The 15,607-nt window shown below is 56.2% G+C and carries 16 protein-coding genes; 1 reads left to right on the plus strand and 15 read right to left on the minus strand.

What is annotated here, in order from left to right; all coding sequences use genetic code 11:
• Nucleotides 1-12: 12 nt before the first annotated feature.
• The 14 genes from der to trmJ all read right to left on the minus strand — a co-directional run bounded on the left by der (nucleotide 13) and on the right by trmJ (nucleotide 13,535).
• The gene (gene der, locus AC5TBW_RS02925; protein ID WP_495510644.1) at nucleotides 13-1,416 is read right to left on the minus strand and encodes a ribosome biogenesis GTPase Der; all 1,404 of its coding nucleotides are present in this window, start codon (nucleotides 1,414-1,416) and stop codon (nucleotides 13-15) included.
• Complete coding sequence (gene bamB / locus AC5TBW_RS02930; RefSeq protein ID WP_495510645.1) at nucleotides 1,413-2,582, minus strand: outer membrane protein assembly factor BamB; 1,170 nt, start codon at nucleotides 2,580-2,582, stop codon at nucleotides 1,413-1,415. The genes der and bamB overlap by 4 nt, the downstream gene beginning before the upstream one ends.
• Nucleotides 2,579-3,235 (minus strand): YfgM family protein, encoded by a 657-nt coding sequence (locus tag AC5TBW_RS02935; protein WP_495510646.1) that lies wholly within the window; start codon nucleotides 3,233-3,235, stop codon nucleotides 2,579-2,581. Before AC5TBW_RS02935 ends, bamB begins: the two co-directional genes overlap by 4 nt.
• 75 nt (nucleotides 3,236-3,310) lie before the next feature.
• Complete coding sequence (hisS, locus tag AC5TBW_RS02940; RefSeq protein WP_495510647.1) at nucleotides 3,311-4,612, minus strand: histidine--tRNA ligase; 1,302 nt, start codon at nucleotides 4,610-4,612, stop codon at nucleotides 3,311-3,313.
• A gap of 61 nt (nucleotides 4,613-4,673) precedes the next feature.
• Nucleotides 4,674-5,789 (minus strand): flavodoxin-dependent (E)-4-hydroxy-3-methylbut-2-enyl-diphosphate synthase, encoded by a 1,116-nt coding sequence (ispG, locus tag AC5TBW_RS02945; RefSeq protein ID WP_495510648.1) that lies wholly within the window; start codon nucleotides 5,787-5,789, stop codon nucleotides 4,674-4,676.
• Nucleotides 5,790-5,797: 8 nt separating this feature from the next.
• Entirely contained in the window at nucleotides 5,798-6,814 is a 1,017-nt protein-coding gene (locus AC5TBW_RS02950; RefSeq protein WP_495510649.1) for a RodZ domain-containing protein, read from the minus strand.
• Between the two features lie 47 nt (nucleotides 6,815-6,861).
• Entirely contained in the window at nucleotides 6,862-7,596 is a 735-nt protein-coding gene (gene pilW / locus AC5TBW_RS02955) for a type IV pilus biogenesis/stability protein PilW (RefSeq protein ID WP_495510650.1), read from the minus strand.
• Nucleotides 7,597-7,710: 114 nt separating this feature from the next.
• On the minus strand, nucleotides 7,711-8,910 hold the full coding sequence (gene rlmN, locus AC5TBW_RS02960; protein WP_495510651.1) for a dual-specificity RNA methyltransferase RlmN: 1,200 nt from the start codon (nucleotides 8,908-8,910) through the stop codon (nucleotides 7,711-7,713).
• Nucleotides 8,911-8,999: 89 nt separating this feature from the next.
• Nucleotides 9,000-9,425, minus strand: coding sequence for a nucleoside-diphosphate kinase (gene ndk, locus AC5TBW_RS02965; protein ID WP_495510652.1), 426 nt, complete (start codon nucleotides 9,423-9,425; stop codon nucleotides 9,000-9,002).
• A 212-nt stretch (nucleotides 9,426-9,637) separates the two neighbouring features.
• Nucleotides 9,638-9,964, minus strand: coding sequence for a HesB/IscA family protein (locus tag AC5TBW_RS02970; RefSeq protein WP_308320544.1), 327 nt, complete (start codon nucleotides 9,962-9,964; stop codon nucleotides 9,638-9,640).
• A 13-nt stretch (nucleotides 9,965-9,977) separates the two neighbouring features.
• Entirely contained in the window at nucleotides 9,978-11,162 is a 1,185-nt protein-coding gene (locus AC5TBW_RS02975) for an aminotransferase class V-fold PLP-dependent enzyme (protein ID WP_495510653.1), read from the minus strand.
• A gap of 52 nt (nucleotides 11,163-11,214) precedes the next feature.
• A complete protein-coding gene (iscR, locus tag AC5TBW_RS02980) occupies nucleotides 11,215-11,682 on the minus strand; it encodes a Fe-S cluster assembly transcriptional regulator IscR (RefSeq protein ID WP_495510654.1) in 468 nt (155 codons plus the stop codon).
• 78 nt (nucleotides 11,683-11,760) lie between these two features.
• Nucleotides 11,761-12,624, minus strand: coding sequence for a serine O-acetyltransferase (cysE, locus tag AC5TBW_RS02985; RefSeq protein WP_495510655.1), 864 nt, complete (start codon nucleotides 12,622-12,624; stop codon nucleotides 11,761-11,763).
• A gap of 158 nt (nucleotides 12,625-12,782) precedes the next feature.
• Nucleotides 12,783-13,535, minus strand: coding sequence for a tRNA (cytosine(32)/uridine(32)-2'-O)-methyltransferase TrmJ (trmJ, locus tag AC5TBW_RS02990; RefSeq protein WP_495510656.1), 753 nt, complete (start codon nucleotides 13,533-13,535; stop codon nucleotides 12,783-12,785).
• A 181-nt stretch (nucleotides 13,536-13,716) separates the two neighbouring features.
• Here trmJ and AC5TBW_RS02995 point away from each other — a divergent pair, with 181 nt between their 5' ends.
• Nucleotides 13,717-14,511 (plus strand): inositol monophosphatase family protein, encoded by a 795-nt coding sequence (locus AC5TBW_RS02995; protein ID WP_495510657.1) that lies wholly within the window; start codon nucleotides 13,717-13,719, stop codon nucleotides 14,509-14,511.
• A gap of 130 nt (nucleotides 14,512-14,641) precedes the next feature.
• Here the strand turns inward: AC5TBW_RS02995 and secF are convergent, their stop codons facing one another.
• A complete protein-coding gene (gene secF, locus AC5TBW_RS03000) occupies nucleotides 14,642-15,568 on the minus strand; it encodes a protein translocase subunit SecF (RefSeq protein ID WP_495510658.1) in 927 nt (308 codons plus the stop codon).
• Nucleotides 15,569-15,607 lie beyond the last annotated feature (39 nt).

The following is a 15,607-nucleotide window of genomic DNA, read 5'->3' on the forward strand; positions in this document are numbered from 1 at the left end:
CTTCCAATCATCTCAGCGACGACTTTTACGCGCCTCTTTAGTGCGGTTTAACTCGCGCTTCTTGGCCTTCTCTTTGTCGCTGGCGCCCGCCATAGTGTCAAACGGATTGCTGCCCGAGCGAAACTCAAAGCGAATCGGCGTGCCGCGTACCTTCAATACCTTGCGGAACGTATTGGTGAGATAACGGCGATACGCTTCAGGCAATGACTCAGTTTGGTTACCGTGGACAACGATAATCGGCGGATTGCTGCCACCCTGGTGAGCCATGCGCAGTTTAATCCGTCGGCCTTGTACCATCGGCGGCGGATTCTGGCTAACAGCATCTTGTAGCAGGGTAGTGAGCCGGTTGGTTGACCAGTGAGCGTTGGCGGCATCAAAGGCGCGGTCAATCGACGGGTAAAGATCGCCCACCGCCGTGCCGTGCAGGGCAGAGATAAAGTGCAGTTCGGCATAATCCGCAAAGCCCAAGCGGCGCTTCACTTCGGTGCGCATTTTATCCTTGGCCTCAGTCTCCAGACCGTCCCACTTGTTGACTGCCAGCACCAGGGCGCGCCCGGTGGTTAATACGTAGTCGAGCAGGTGCAAATCCTGTTCCACCAAGCCGCTGGAGCCATCCAGTACCATGATCACTACATGGGACTCTTTGATCGCATCCAGGGTCTTGATGATGGAGAATTTCTCGGCGATTTCGCGCACGTTTTTGCGCCGACGAATACCTGCGGTATCAATCAGTACATAGGGCTTGCCGCGGCGCTCGAAGGGAATCTCAATGGCATCGCGAGTAGTGCCCGCCTCATCGAATACGACAACCCGGTCTTCACCGAGGAGGCGATTGACCAGAGTCGATTTGCCCACGTTGGGGCGGCCAATCACGCCGATGCGAACGCCTTTACTGCCGGTGTCGGCAGGAATGCTGGCATCGCGCTCGGGAAAAGGTTCGAGTACCACGTCAATCAGGGTGGAAACGTTGCGCCCGTGAGCGGCAGCAATCGGCCAAGGATCCCCTAGGCCGAGCGACCAGAAGTCGCCCATCGCCGAATGCTCTTCTAACCCATCGGTTTTATTCACCACCAGCCAGGTTTTTTTCTGGTTAACCCGCAGGTGGTTGGCAATTGCCTGATCGGCGGCGATAAGGCCGGCGCGGGCGTCGACCATAAACAGCACGATATCGGCTTCATCAATGGCAGCAAGCGACTGCTCTGCCATCGCAGCGTCAATACCCTCTTCGTCACCGCTGATGCCGCCAGTGTCGATAACCGTATAGACCTTATCGCCCAGCATGCCATTGCCGTACTTGCGGTCGCGGGTGAGGCCAGGAAAGTCGGCCACCAGTGCATCACGCGAACGCGTTAGGCGGTTAAACAACGTCGATTTGCCCACATTGGGGCGACCGACTAAAGCAATGACGGGTGTCATGGAGTTACTTCCAGGGTTTCCAGGCGACCATTGTTGGCCTGGACATGAATGGTGCTGCCTTCAGTGACCGGGCGAACGGTGATGCCCGAGCTGTGCACGCGAGTGCGTCCTACGATATTGCCTTCACGAGCGTCGATCAGGTGAAGATAGCCTTCAAAATCACCGAACACTAAGCGGCCATCGGCGAAGGCCGGGGCGGTTAACCAACGCTCTTCTAAATCGTCATTGCGCCAAACTTCGCGGCCACTGTTGGCATCTAGCGCAACCACCTGGCTGTCATCGGTGACCACGAATAAAAAATCACCGACCAAAATCGGTGTATGTCGGCTAGACAGATCCGCTTCCCAAAGCACATCGCCTTGGGTGGCTTCTAGCGCTACAACGCGACCGTTGTAACTGGTCACAAACAGGCGGCCATCGGGGCTGATAATCGGCTGGCCAGAAAGATCAACCAGGCGCTCTACTTCGCTACGACCACTCGGTGTGGCGATCTGCATATCCCATAGCGGTTGGCCGCTGCGGTTATCCAGTGTGGCTAAACGGCCATTGGCTAGGCCAACAAAAGTAACCGGGTCAATGACCATCGGCGTGCCGGTACCGCGCAGCGTGAGTGAAGGCTGCGAACTGGTGTAGACCCAGCGCTCTTCGCCAGTGGCGCGATCCAAGGCAGTCACGCGGCCATCAACACTTTGCACGACCAGCAGTTGCTGGTTAGCCTGGGGCGCAGCAAGCACTTCGCTGGAAACCCGTGAACGCCAGCTTTCGCTGCCGTCATTTTGATCCAGCGCAATGACTTCGCCGTTACCGGTCGCCAGGTAAACCTGACCAGCAATCGCCGTTAACGCGCTGGAGATGGTGGTGTCGAGATCGATTTCCCACTCAACATCGCCGTTATTGGCATTCATTGCCATCACCACGCCTTCAGCGTCTGCGGCAAACACGGTGTCGCCTTCACGGGAAGGTGCAATGGGGTAGCGAGCATGGCCGAAACCATCGCCTACGGTGCGCCGCCATTGGGTGTCTAGCGAGGAGGTCTCGTCGAAGCTACGCAACTCTTTCGGCGTATAAGCAGGCTCACCTTTGTTAGCGCAACCAACCAGCAGAGCCAGTGACAACGCGCCTAAGCTTGCGCGTACTAGCTGTTTCGTTGGGATACCAAAAGTCATTGTGTCGCCTCCTGAGCGCCGAGATCGTCAAGCTTGAACTGCACGCCGTAAAGCGGCTGGTCTTGGGTTTGTGACACTTCCAGCGCCGTTTCCCAAGCATCGCGGGCTGCATCAGTGTCGCCTTGAGCGGCAAACGCATCGCCGCGTACGTTAGCTCGCTGTGCTGCCAGGGCGTCAGTAATTGGCTCGTCCAGCAACGCATGCGCCTGTGTGGGGTTGCCGTCGGCAAGCTCAATACGCGCTAAGCGAAGCCACGCCAGGCTTTGCACGTAGCGGCGAGATGAGTTGGCAGCGCTTTCCAGTGCACTTCTGGCAGCTTCCAAGTCACCTTGTTGAACCGCTAAACGTGCATCAAGCAGCAGGGCGAGTTCGGCATAGAGCGTGTCGCCATGTTCATCGGTCAGTTCGGCGACCATTTCACGCGCACTGGCCAACTGATCATCACCAAGCTCATTGCCAGCAGTCATGTTGATCAACTGCTGATAGCGCATGGAAGCGGCCTCAGACTGGCCTTGCTGATAGTCCTGCCAAGCATTCCAGCCGAACACCCCCGCCGCAGCCAGGACCGCGCCTGCGATCAACGACATGCCGTTCTCTTTCCACCAGCGCTTAACAGCGTCTAGCTGCTCTTCTTCGCTTCTCAGCTCCACCACGGGCGGGCTCCTATTCTTCTAAAGTCGTATGTTTAGACCGTCGCATGCGAGCAGGCGGTTACCCTAGAGGGCGTATTATGCGTTAGCTGTTAATAGCTCGCGCAGCGTGCGGCCTAATGCTGCTTGGGAGACGCTTCGCTGTTCGCGGTCATCGCGTAGAAACTTGACTGTCGCCGACTGCTTGGCGATTTCATCTTCGCCGAGCAGGATCGCCATTGAGGCATTGCTTTTATCGGCTTTTTTAATCCGGCTTTTGAAACTGCCGCCGCCACAGTGAAGCTGCAAACGCAGTTCAGGTAGCTCGCTACGCAGTTGCTCAGCCACGGTGATGGCCGCCGTGGTGGCGTTATCGTCCATGGGTAGCAAATAGACATCGCAGCCGCCAAGCGCGTCTTCAGGAATCAGTTCCAGGGTATCAAGCAGCAGAATCAGCCGCTCAATGCCCATGGCAAAGCCCACCGCTGGGGTAGGTTTGCCGCCCAGCTGTTCGACCAGTCCATCGTAACGACCACCTGCGCAGACGGTACCCTGGCTGCCCAGTGCGGTCGTCGTCCACTCGAAGACGGTCCGGCAGTAGTAGTCGAGCCCGCGCACTAAGCGTGGGTTGATTACATAGTCAATGCCAGCGGCTTCAAGCATCTTGGTGAGCTGCTCGAAGTGCTCACGGGACTCGGCATCCAGGTGATCCATCAACTGCGGCGCAGCGTCAAGCATCTCGGCCATGGCCGGGTTCTTGGAGTCGAGAATACGCAATGGGTTGCTGGTCAAGCGGCGCTTGGAGTCTTCATCAAGCACATCATGATGCTGCTCAAAGTAACTCACCAGCGTATCTCGATAGGCCGCACGCGCCTCAGACGAACCCAGTGAGTTTAGCTCCAGGGTGACGTGCTCCATCAACCCCAGCTCTTGCCATAGGCGAGCCGAAAGCAGGATCACCTCGGCGTCGATGTCAGGGCCATCAAAACCAAAGGCCTCAATACCAATCTGATGAAACTGGCGATAGCGGCCTTTCTGCGGACGCTCATAGCGAAACATGGGACCCTGATACCATAACCGCTGGGTTTGGTTATACAGCAGACCGTGTTCCATCGCCGCTCGCACACAGCTGGCGGTGCCTTCGGGGCGCAGGGTCAAACTCTCATTGTTGCGATCGTCGAAGGTGTACATCTCTTTTTCGACGATATCGGTGACTTCACCGATAGAGCGTGCAAACAGAGCGGTTTGCTCCACGATAGGCGTACGAATTTCATTAAACCCGTAACGCAGCATGAGCTGGCGTACTTTGGCTTCAAAAAACTGCCAGCGTGGGCTGTCGCTGGGCAATAGATCGTTCATACCACGAATGGCTTGAATCTTTTTAACGGCGGACTTGCTCAAAGAAAACTCCTTATTCTGCCGCTAGACGCTCTTTGTCTTAGCGGGCAGCTAGCCCCAGCGGTTAAACGCTGCGAGCAATCATATCGTCTTGCTGCTGCTGTTTTTCGCGGACTTTATCGCGAATCAACTTTTCAAGATCATCGACCAAGTGGTCATTGCGCAGCTTACTGGCGGGCTTGCCATCGATATACACCAGGTTGGCGGGGCTGCCGCCGGTCAGGCCGATATCGGTCTCTTTGGCTTCGCCGGGGCCATTGACCACACAGCCAATCACTGAGACGTTGAGCGGTGTCATCACGTCTTCCAGCCGTTCTTCAAGCTGGTTCATGGTATCAATGACGTCGAAGTTCTGGCGCGAACAGCTGGGGCAGGCAATAAAGTTGATGCCTTTAGAGCGCAGCTTGAGGCTGCGGAGCATATCAAAGCCAACCTTGATCTCTTCCACAGGGTCTGCCGCCAACGAGACGCGGATGGTGTCGCCAATACCGTCCATCAGCAGCATGCCCAGGCCAATCGATGACTTCACGGTACCTGAGCGCAGTCCGCCCGCTTCGGTAATACCCAGGTGCAGCGGCTGTTCGATGCGTGCGGCCAAGTCGCGATAGGCGGCCACCGCCATAAACACATCCGAGGCTTTGACGCTGACTTTGAATTCTTGGAAGTCGAGGCGATCCAGGTAGTCAATGTGGCGCATGGCAGATTCCACCAGCGCCGCAGGCGTAGGTTCGCCATACTTTTTCTGCAGGTCTTTTTCCAACGAACCCGCGTTGACGCCAATCCGAATCGGAATGCCATGGTTACGGGCTGCGCTGACAACGGCGCGCACGCGATCTTCACGGCCGATATTGCCGGGGTTGATGCGCAGGCAATCAACGCCGAGTTCGGCAACGCGCAGAGCAATTTTGTAGTCAAAATGAATGTCGGCAACCAGCGGGACATTGACCAGCTTTTTGATCTGACCAAAGGTTTCGGCGGCGTCCATATCGGGTACTGAGACGCGGACGATATCTGCACCGGCTTTTTCCAACTGCTGGATTTGGGCCACGGTCGCGGCGACATCCAGTGTGTTGGTATTGGTCATGCTTTGAACGGCAATGGGGGCATCACCGCCCACCGCGACGTTGCCAACTTGAATCTGGCGGGAAACACGGCGTTTTATCGGAGAAGGGGCGTGCATAGGACGGGTCACTCTCCCAGGGTGAATCGGGCAACATTGTTGGCGCCTGCGCGAGCGGGAAGATCAACTTCCTCGCCTTGGTAGCGCAGTTCAACGCCGGTGGCATTGCCTATGGTTAAGCGAAATGGAGGCTCGCCTTCGACGCTCGTCGAGGTGCCGGGCGTTTGCAGACCAACGAAAATGCGCTGGTTGGTGGCATCAAAAATTTCAGTCCACGACTGCTCGTTAAACGTTAGCTCAAGCAGGTTGGCATTGGTGTTTTGTTCGGCGGCAGCGGCTTGCTCGCTATCAGCGTCATTCTGTTCAGTACTACTCTCTTCACTATTCGTCTCTGCAGCACTGCTGAGCTGATCATTTTCATTGGCATCACTGTTGCCGCTACCCTGTAGCGGCTCATCTAGCCCTGCAACGGTGTCAGCGTCGTCTTGCGAAACCGTAGGTGTAACGCGAGCAGCATCACTTTGCAGCGTCGTACTCTCATTTCCGCTGGTGAAACTTGAGTTGGTTTCTGGCTCTGCAACCGCCGGGTCATTGGCTGGCTCGGACGGAGCGTTAGCGGACTCTTCTGTCGAGGTCGTTCCAAATCCCGGTGGCTCGTTGCCCCCCCGGCTCTGCCACCACATAACGGTGACGGCGATGAGCCCGACAATCACCAGCAGGGTCACCAGCTTAAACAGCCAGGCACCAATGCGAGAGGGCGGCTTGGCAGTGGAGACGAGTGAGACTTTGCGCTCGGTGTCGATACTGCCGTTGTGGGCCTGGTAAGCCTCGAGTACTAATCGGTCATCCATGCCCAGATATTTGGCATACGCGCGCAGATAGCCGCGTCGGTAAGCGGCGACCGGTATTTCTTGATAATCGTCCTGCTCAAGCCCTCCCACGACGGCGGGCCGTAAATTCAGCGCCCGGGCCGCATCGGCGAGTGGAATGCCGAGCTGCTCACGCTGGCGAGCAAGAAGTTCGCCAGGAGAGGCGCTGGTGTTAGGGCTTTCGATAACGTTTTCGTGTGACTGTGTATCGCTCATGGCTGAGCATCCTTCATTAAATAAGCGGTGATCAGGGCGTCAATCAGTCAGTCGTTGCCAAGCAGGCGCTGGTAATCGGCGGCGACATCATGCTCGCCGCGCGCATGGGCGATATCAACCGCCATTCTTAGCGTTGCTGGGTCGGGCTCGGCTAGCTGTAAATAGGTTTGCAGCGGTGCCCAGGCCTGAGAGTAATTGCCCTGCGAATATTCGAGTTCAGCTAACATTAAATAACCGCGAGAATTACGCGGGTCAATACTTTGCGCACGCTCCAGTCGAGCGCGGGCTTTATCAAATTCTTCCAGTGCCAGATAACACTGCCCTAAATTAGTAAATAGCTGGGCGCGGTTGGCATACTGGGCATCTTCTGATGCGGTTTCTAACTGTTCACAGGCCGCGTTGAACTGGCCTTGCCCGTATAAAAACGCTGCATAGTTATTGCGGGCACGGGTGAAGTCAGGTTCGGCGTTCACTGCCTGTTGAAAATAGTCGTGAGCAAGCGCGCTTTCACCTTGGCGTTGATAGACCAGTGCCAGTGCTTGCAATGCTTCTGCATGGCGAGGGGCAATTTCAAGCGCCCGATCCAGTGCATTGAGTGCGCGGGGTAAATTGTTACGCTCCAGATAGGCAACGCCTAACTGGGTGTAGGCGTCTGCCGCCGCTGGGTTGTCTTGAGGTGTCAGGGTGTTGGACGAGGCACAGCCGGCTAGCCACAGGCTGCCGATAAGTACGGCTAGCATGGGCACCCGTGATGGGTGTTGGCGCCTGCGGTGAGTGATCATGTAAATCCTCTTGTGATGAATGTCCAACAACTAACCCGATGCTACATAAAAACCGTGACCATCAAAGCGCCGTGCTAAGCGGAAGTCAAGACAAGCCCTGTTTTGAGCCCAACGTTAGTCAGCATCAAGCTGTACCGACTGAATGTAGCGTGCACTGCGTTTGGTACGGTCTTTCACGCGACCAACAAGTTGACCACAGGCGGCGTCTATATCTTCACCGCGGGTCGTTCTGACCGTCGCGTTGTAACCCAAATCGTACAGCCACTGCTGGAAACGCATGACTTGGTTACGCGATGGCTTTTCGTACCCTGAATTGGGGAACGGATTAAACGGAATCAAATTGATCTTACACGGTAGCTCTTTAAGCAGTGCGGCGAGCTGCTCGGCGTGCTCCTGCTGATCGTTGATATCTTTGATCAGCGTATATTCGATAGTGACCTGTCGATTGTCCGGGCACTTTGAAAGATAGCGATGGCAGGCATCCAACAGCGCGCGAATATTGTATTTGCGGTTGATGGGTACCAGCGTATTGCGCAGTTCATCAGTGGAGGCATGCAACGAAATAGCCAAGCTAACGTCCATCTCATCGCCGAGCTTGTCGATCATCGGCACAACGCCTGAGGTCGACAGCGTTACGCGACGCTTGGACAAGCCGTAACCGTTGTCATCAAGCATCAGCTTCATGGCAGGCACAACGTTGTCGAAGTTGAGCAACGGCTCGCCCATGCCCATCATTACCACGTTGGTGACCGGACGATTTGCCGTATCGCGACGTGGCCCAACGCTGCGTTGGGCGACCCACACCTGGCCGATAATTTCAGCGGCGGTCAAATTGCGCTGAAACCCCTGCTTGCCGGTAGAGCAAAAACTGCAATCCAGCGAGCAGCCAACCTGAGATGAAACGCAGAGGGTACGGCGTTTACCATTTTCGGCCGGGATCAACACCGTTTCCACGTAGCTGCCATCCTCTACCTCAAGCACCCACTTGCGAGTGCCGTCGCTAGAGGTGCCTTCGTAGATCACCGCTGGGCCACGAATTTCTGCCACCCGCGCCAGTTTTTCACGCAGCGGTTTGGATAGATTCGTCATGGCAGCAAAATCATCACTGCCTTCTTGGTGAATCCACTTCATCAACTGCGCAGCACGGAACTTCTTTTCGCCGATGGACAAAAAGAACGCTTCCATCTGCTCTCGGGACATACCAAGCAGGTTGTGTCGCTCCGGCGTCGCTTTTGCAGCAGGCGTGCTTGCGGCGTCTGAACTATCGGCGTCAGTACGGGGGGCGGGCGTATGTTGGGCTACAGTGGTGGTCATGGCGGTCAGCATTATAGAAAGGGGCGGGGGACTAGCCCCCGCAAAATGGCCGGCAACTGACGTTGAGACGGCGGCGCTACCAGGAAGGCTTAGCGCGGGCAGATTTCGTCGTTGCCAAAGAAGTAGCTAATTTCGCGCTCAGCGCTCTCTGCAGAATCAGAACCATGGACAGCGTTAGCGTCGATTGTTTCCGCAAAATCGGCGCGAATAGTGCCGGGTGCCGCTTCTTTCGGGTTGGTTGCGCCCATCAGGTCGCGATTTTTGGCAATGGCGCCTTCGCCTTCAAGCACTTGAACAACCACCGGGCCAGAGGTCATGAAGCCGACCAGATCTTTGAAGAAAGGACGCTCTTTGTGCTCTGCGTAGAAACCGCCAGCCTTCTCTTCAGAGAGCTGAACCATCTTCGCGGCAACGACTTTCAGGCCAGCTTTTTCGAAGCGGGCAATGATGTCACCGATAGCATTTTTAGCAACGGCATCAGGCTTGATAATAGAAAGAGTGCGTTCAGTAGCCATGTTAATGGTCTCCATAAATGGGGTCTAAGCAAAATTGCCGCCCCAGAAAGCCGGGGCGGCCCAGAAAATAATTCGGCTATTAGCGTTTAAGCAGCTAGCGTTTTAACAAGGGTCGGGATTTGCCCGGCGCTTGGTGTTGGATATCTAGGGGCGCGATTATAACGCTTAAGCCAGGGGATGAATACCGGTGATGAAACCTGGCCGGACAAAGGCTAAACGGTAAAGCTTTCACCACAGCCGCATTCATCTTTGACGTTGGGGTTGTTGAAGCGGAAAAAGCGGTTCAACCCTTCGCTGACATAATCCACTTCACTGCCGTTGAGCATCTCGACCGCATCGGGAGCAACATAGACGCTGGCTCCGTGAGCTTCAAAATGCACTTCTTCTTCGCTGACGGTGTCGGCAAAATCAAGCACGTAGCTATAGCCAGAGCAACCGCTTGGCTTGACCGAAACGCGCAGGCCAAGCCCTTGGCCACGCTCATCAAGCACGTGACGAATCTGTTGTGCGGCAGCCGGGGTAATATTGAGTGTTGCCATGAGGCATCCTCCCTTAAAAATTGCGTGGCGGTGTACGTAAGCCGTTCACCGCGTGGCGTATGAGCGTTAACGCATGATCAATTTCTGCTTCAGTGGTAAAGCGCCCGAAGCTAAAGCGCAGCGATGAGAGTGCCAACGAGCGCGGCGTGCCGATGCCGAGTAGCACATAGGAAGGGTCGACGCTGGCCGAGTTGCACGCGGAGCCGGTGGAAACCGCCACATCGCGCAGTGCCATTAAGAGCGACTCTCCCTCCACGCCTTCAAATGCCAGGTTGAGAATGTTGGGTACGGCACGTTTTTCAGCGCCCTCCAGCGGGGTATTGGCGAAAACGCCCTCAACCCCTTCGAGGCCGCGCAGAAAACGCTGCTGCAAGCGCGTAATATGGGCATTGTCGTCGTCGTACTGCTGCTGCATTAGCGCAAAGGCTTCACCCATGCCGGCAATTTGGTGCGTCGGTAGTGTCCCAGAGCGCATGCCGCGCTCGTGCCCACCGCCATGGATCAGCGCCTCAACGCGAATATCCGGGTGGCGCTTTACATACAGCGCTCCGACGCCTTTGGGACCGTAGGTTTTATGGCCGGACAGTGACATCAGGTCGATCTGCTGAGCCACTACGTCTAAGGGGATGCGGCCCATCGCCTGGGCGGCATCGGTATGAAAAGCCGCCCCAAACTCATGGGCAACGGCCGCCAGAGCGGCGATATCGTTGATGCTGCCCAGCTCGTTGTTAACTGCCATCAGTGACACCAACACAGTGTCGTCACGCATGGCTTCGCGGAGTTGTTCGGGCTGGATGCAGCCATCCCGTCCCGGCGTTAGCCAGGTGACCTCAAAGCCCTCTTTCTCCAGCGCATGGGCAGTATCTACGATGGCTTTATGCTCAATCGTCGAGGTCACCAAGTGTAGGCCGCGTTCGCGGTTAGCGCGCATAAAACCAATCAGCGCTAAGTTGTCCGCTTCGGTGGCGCCGCTGGTCCAGACGATCTCTCTCGGGTCGGCGCCAATCGCGTCGGCCACTTGACGGCGCGCCTGCTCAATCACCTGTTCTGCCTGCCAGCCCAGCATATGGCTGCGCGAAGCCGGGTTGGCAAATAACTGGTCAACCGTTAGGTAGCGTTGCATCACCTCAACCACGCGGGCATCCGCCGGCGCGGTGGCGGCGTAATCCAGATAAATGGGCAGCGTGGGTGTGGTCATCGTTACATTCCAGCGGTTGATCGGGCAGGGTGATTGGGTATGTGTCTTGAGGTCAGGGCGAAGAGGCGAGAATGCCCGCCTCGGCACGCTGCTTCTGTCGCGATGCAATACGTATGACATCAGGGCGCAGCATCAGTTGTGCCAGCGTCATATCGTCAAGAAAGTGGCGTATCTGAACGGAAAGCTCGCACCATAAATGGTGGGTCAGGCAGGTGTCGCCCTGCTGGCAATCGGAAAGCCCCTGGCAGCGGGTGGCATCAACGCTTTCGTTCACCGCGTCAATCACCTTTGAAACGCTAATCTCTTCAGCCGGCTGTGAAAGCAGGTAGCCACCGCCGGGGCCACGCACACTGTTGACCAAGCCTGCGCGACGCAGGCGAGCAAAAAGCTGCTCTAAATAGGAGAGCGATATCTCTTGGCGCTGGGAGATATCGCTTAGGCTGGTCGGGCCGTTGTGGGCATGCAAGGCTAAATCGAGCATGGCGGTAACGGCGTAACGGCCTTTGGTGGTCAAGCGCATGGCAAGCCCCTCGACGCTGAATGTTCAGCGCACTAACGGCAAATGTGAGGCCATTATGGGAAAACCTGAGTGCTTTGGTCAACCATTACGCGGCGGCAACGTTTCTTCCTCGGCTGATGGCGGAGTGGCCGAGTGCTTACCAACGCCGGGGCAGCCGGTATCGTGCTCATCCAGGATGTCGGCAAAATCTTCGTCACGTAGGGCCGGAAGCTGGCCATCGCGGTAGTTGTTGTCTAGCTTGCGCAGGGTTGAGCACATACGCTCAATACGCTCGTCTACGGCGTGCATATGGTCCAGCATGGCCTGCATAGAACGGGCTACCGGGTCGGGCATATCTTGGCTGACACCATAAGCATCAAAGCCAAATTTTTGGCAAATCGCTTCGCGTCGGGCCGGATCGATGTCCAGGGCTTCTTCCACGTCGGGGTCGGCGCGTTTCACTATTTTGCCGGGAATTCCTACCACTGTGGAACCCGGCGGTACTTCTTTGGTGACCACCGCGTTGGAACCAATTTTGGCCCCGGCACCAACGATGAAAGGGCCCAATATCTTGGCGCCCGCACCCACAATCACGCCATCGCCTAATGTCGGGTGACGCTTGCCTTTATTCCAACTGGTACCACCTAGCGTCACACCTTGATAAAGCGTGACGTTATCGCCAACCTGGGCGGTTTCACCAATCACCACGCCCATGCCATGGTCGATAAAAAAGCGTCGACCAATGGTAGCGCCAGGGTGAATTTCAATGCCGGTGAGCCAGCGTGAAAATGTCGACAGCGTGCGCGCTAGCCACTTGAGATTTTTTTTCCACAGCCAGTGACCACAGCGATGCAGCAGCAGGGCGTGCAGGCCAGGGTAGTTGGTCAGCACCTCAAGAAAGTTACGTGCGGCCGGGTCGCGGTCAAATACGCTGTTGATGTCTTCACGTAGACGTTGAAACATGAGGTGATCCTTGGGCGGTAAAAGGTGCAGTCACTTAACTGAACGTGCATCGCATGAAGATAGCTGAGCAGGCCTTAAAAATGGGGGCATTAGTCAGCTTCTTCAAGCCAGGTGCTTAACGTCAGCTTATTTAAGGCAGCTTCTTCAAGTCTATTAAGTTATGGCTTGGGTTGCTTGGTGTTAGTGGCCTTCTCGGTGGCCGATAAAATCCCGCGCAAAATATTCATTTCCATGCGTTCTGGGCGCGCGCGCAAGTACAGTCGGCGCAGTCTTGCCATTAGCTGCCGCGGCTGATCAGGGTCGTGGAAATCAATACCAATCAGCGTGCGCTCTAAGTGCTCGAAATAGCGCTCAAGTTCGGCGTGGGTAGCTAAGTCATCGTCATCGCTCGCTACGGCTGCGGGGGCATCCGTTTGGCTTAGCCAGGCCATGCGGCACTCATAAGCAAGCACCTGAACCGCTGCGGCCAAATTGAGCGAGCTAAAGTCAGCATTGGTCGGAATATGTACGTGGGCGTGGCAGCGCTGCAACTCGGCGTTCGTCAGGCCGCTGTCCTCGCGACCAAATACCAGCGCCACGTGCGCGCCTTCAGGCTGGCACTCGGCGGGCAGCCGGTCAGCTAACTCCCGTGGTGAGAGCATCGGCCAGGGCAGAGTGCGCGAACGTGCACTGGCACCCACGGCTAGCGTGCAGTCAGCCACAGCTTCTTCCAGAGTGGCGTGCACGCTGGCTTGATGAAGGAGGTGATCTGCGCCGGACGCACGGGAAATACTGACCTGGGTAATGACTTCGCAGCGGGGGGCGACAAGGGCCAAATCGGCCAAGCCCATATTGTGCATTGCGCGGGCGACGCCGCCGATGTTACCAGGATGGCTAGTGCCGATTAAAATAATGCGTATGCGCTCAAGCATGAATAAGGCTCGGTGAATAAACAGGGTGATTATTATCGCGTAAAGCGCGCAGTCTAGCATGAGTCGATGGCATGCCCGAGAGCGGTCTGCTAGAATTGCGCGCCAAAGGCGGCATCTGCGCCTACTTATTGCTCTAAGATTAGCATTACGTTCTTTAACATCACTGTGACAAGGCCCAACCATGAATCCGATGGTCCAATTTACGCTGCGCGCTGCGCGTGGCGCCGTTGAACACTTCCTGCGCGTGCGCGAACGTATTGAGAACGCACACGATGAATTTAACCTTGATCGCCTGCTCGACGAGACAGCGCGCAAGGCCGAAGCGACGATTGTTCAGCAGTTGGAGCGCGGTTACCCCCAGCACGGTATTACCGGCCGCTTTACCCCGCATCGCTCGGGTGAAGGCGAAGGCGCGGATACCGTCTGGAAAATTGAACCGATGCACGGCTATTCCAATTTAGCCGTGGCCGGTAAGGGCTTTGCACTCTCAGTGGTGTGTCTGGTCAAAGGTCGTCCCGAGCACGCGGTGATTATCTGCCCGTTCGCTGACGATGAGTATATCGCTAGCCGTGGCCGCGGCGCCCAGCACAACGACAAACGCATGCGCGTTAGCAAGCCTACCGCTATTAGCGGCACGCGCATGGCCATGAGCCTGCCGGAAGTTTGGCTGCGTCCCCGCAATTTACCTGCTTATTTAACCGTTTCTCAGCAGCTTGCCCCACAGGTCGAAAACCTGCTGGCCACGGGTTGTGGGCTACTGGATTTGTGTGAGTTGGCCACTGGTCGAGTAGATAGCGCTTTTGTGCTCGGTCTGGAAGAGCAGGATATGCTGGTAGGTACGCTCTTCTTGAAAGAAGCAGGTGCCCTGATGGGAACGCCAGACGGCCAACCCACGGTAAAAGTGGAAGGGCAGTTAATGGCCGCTGGGCCGCGTCTCTATAAGGCGCTGATCAAGCAGCTAACGCCGCACTTCTAAGCATCGCTGCTAGGTTTTTAAAGACCATCGTTTTTAAAGACAACAGCTTTAAAGACGAAAAAAAGCCCCAGCTGGGTTTCCAGCTGGGGCTTTTTTGTAGGCTAAATAAGAGGAGTAAAAAGATGCGCCGTTACGGCAGCTCTTCCTCTTCTTCATCGAGCTCTTTCTTGGTGGGAATCAGGTCTTCCCGCGACAACTTCAGCGGCAGTAGTAGCGCCGCAGCAATATAGATAGACGAGAACGTACCTACGACGATGCCGACCAGCAGCGCAATGGCGAAGTTCTCAATCATATCGCCGCCCAGCAGTAGCAACGCCAGCAGGACCAGCAAGGTGGTGCCCGAGGTTGCCAGGGTGCGCGAGAGCGTGGCGTTAATCGCTTCGTTGAAAATCTGCGGCATATCGTCGATGCGCGAGGTGCGGATGGATTCGCGGACGCGATCATAAACCACGATGGTATCGTTCAACGAGTAGCCGATAACTGCCAGGATCGCCGCCAACACGGTAAGGTCGAAATCGAGCTGAAATAGCGCAAAAACACCCACTACGATAATCACGTCGTGGAGCAGCGCCAGCAGTGCACCAATCGCAAACTTGTACTGAAAGCGGAAGGCGACATAGAGCATGACCACGCCGAGCGCTACCAGCAGGCCCAGGCCGCTTTGATCACGCAGTTGGTCGCCTACCTGGGAGCCCACAAACTCAGAGCGAACAAGATCTACACTATCGCCACTGGAGCGCAGCAGGTTAACGACCTCTCCGCCTACATCGGCGTCAAACGCCTGCTGGAGACGAATCAAGACTTCGGTTGATGCCCCAAAGGTTTGCACCGAGACATCTTGAAAGCCGCTCTCTTCGAGCAGCACACGGATAGCGTCCAGAGAGGGCGCAGCACCGTAGCGCACCTCTACGAGTGTGCCGCCAGTAAAGTCCAGCCCTAGGTTGAGCTGCTGGAACAGGATGGCACCAATCGACACGATAAGTAGCACAGCAGAGACGACAAACGCGATGTTGCGCCGTCCCATAAAGTCGATTTGCAGGTGTGATAGGGGTTTCATTACCACCTCTTAAGTTCTGGGCTAAGCACGTGGATTAGA

It is taken from the genome of Vreelandella sp. ssv (assembly GCF_059448525.1).

What these genes read in the sequence shown, in the direction of transcription:
- pilW (WP_495510650.1), bottom strand. Translation starts at nt 7,596, where the DNA reads ATGATCACTCACCGCAGGCGCCAACACCCATCACGGGTGCCCATGCTA.
- cysE (WP_495510655.1), bottom strand. Translation starts at nt 12,624, where the DNA reads ATGTTTCAACGTCTACGTGAAGACATCAACAGCGTATTTGACCGCGAC.
- AC5TBW_RS02995 (WP_495510657.1), top strand. Translation starts at nt 13,717, where the DNA reads ATGAATCCGATGGTCCAATTTACGCTGCGCGCTGCGCGTGGCGCCGTT.
- bamB (WP_495510645.1), bottom strand. Translation starts at nt 2,582, where the DNA reads ATGACTTTTGGTATCCCAACGAAACAGCTAGTACGCGCAAGCTTAGGC.
- trmJ (WP_495510656.1), bottom strand. Translation starts at nt 13,535, where the DNA reads ATGCTTGAGCGCATACGCATTATTTTAATCGGCACTAGCCATCCTGGT.
- ispG (WP_495510648.1), bottom strand. Translation starts at nt 5,789, where the DNA reads ATGCACGCCCCTTCTCCGATAAAACGCCGTGTTTCCCGCCAGATTCAA.
- AC5TBW_RS02950 (WP_495510649.1), bottom strand. Translation starts at nt 6,814, where the DNA reads ATGAGCGATACACAGTCACACGAAAACGTTATCGAAAGCCCTAACACC.
- iscR (WP_495510654.1), bottom strand. Translation starts at nt 11,682, where the DNA reads ATGCGCTTGACCACCAAAGGCCGTTACGCCGTTACCGCCATGCTCGAT.
- rlmN (WP_495510651.1), bottom strand. Translation starts at nt 8,910, where the DNA reads ATGACCACCACTGTAGCCCAACATACGCCCGCCCCCCGTACTGACGCC.
- AC5TBW_RS02970 (WP_308320544.1), bottom strand. Translation starts at nt 9,964, where the DNA reads ATGGCAACACTCAATATTACCCCGGCTGCCGCACAACAGATTCGTCAC.
- ndk (WP_495510652.1), bottom strand. Translation starts at nt 9,425, where the DNA reads ATGGCTACTGAACGCACTCTTTCTATTATCAAGCCTGATGCCGTTGCT.
- AC5TBW_RS02975 (WP_495510653.1), bottom strand. Translation starts at nt 11,162, where the DNA reads ATGACCACACCCACGCTGCCCATTTATCTGGATTACGCCGCCACCGCG.
- secF (WP_495510658.1), bottom strand. Translation starts at nt 15,568, where the DNA reads ATGAAACCCCTATCACACCTGCAAATCGACTTTATGGGACGGCGCAAC.
- der (WP_495510644.1), bottom strand. Translation starts at nt 1,416, where the DNA reads ATGACACCCGTCATTGCTTTAGTCGGTCGCCCCAATGTGGGCAAATCG.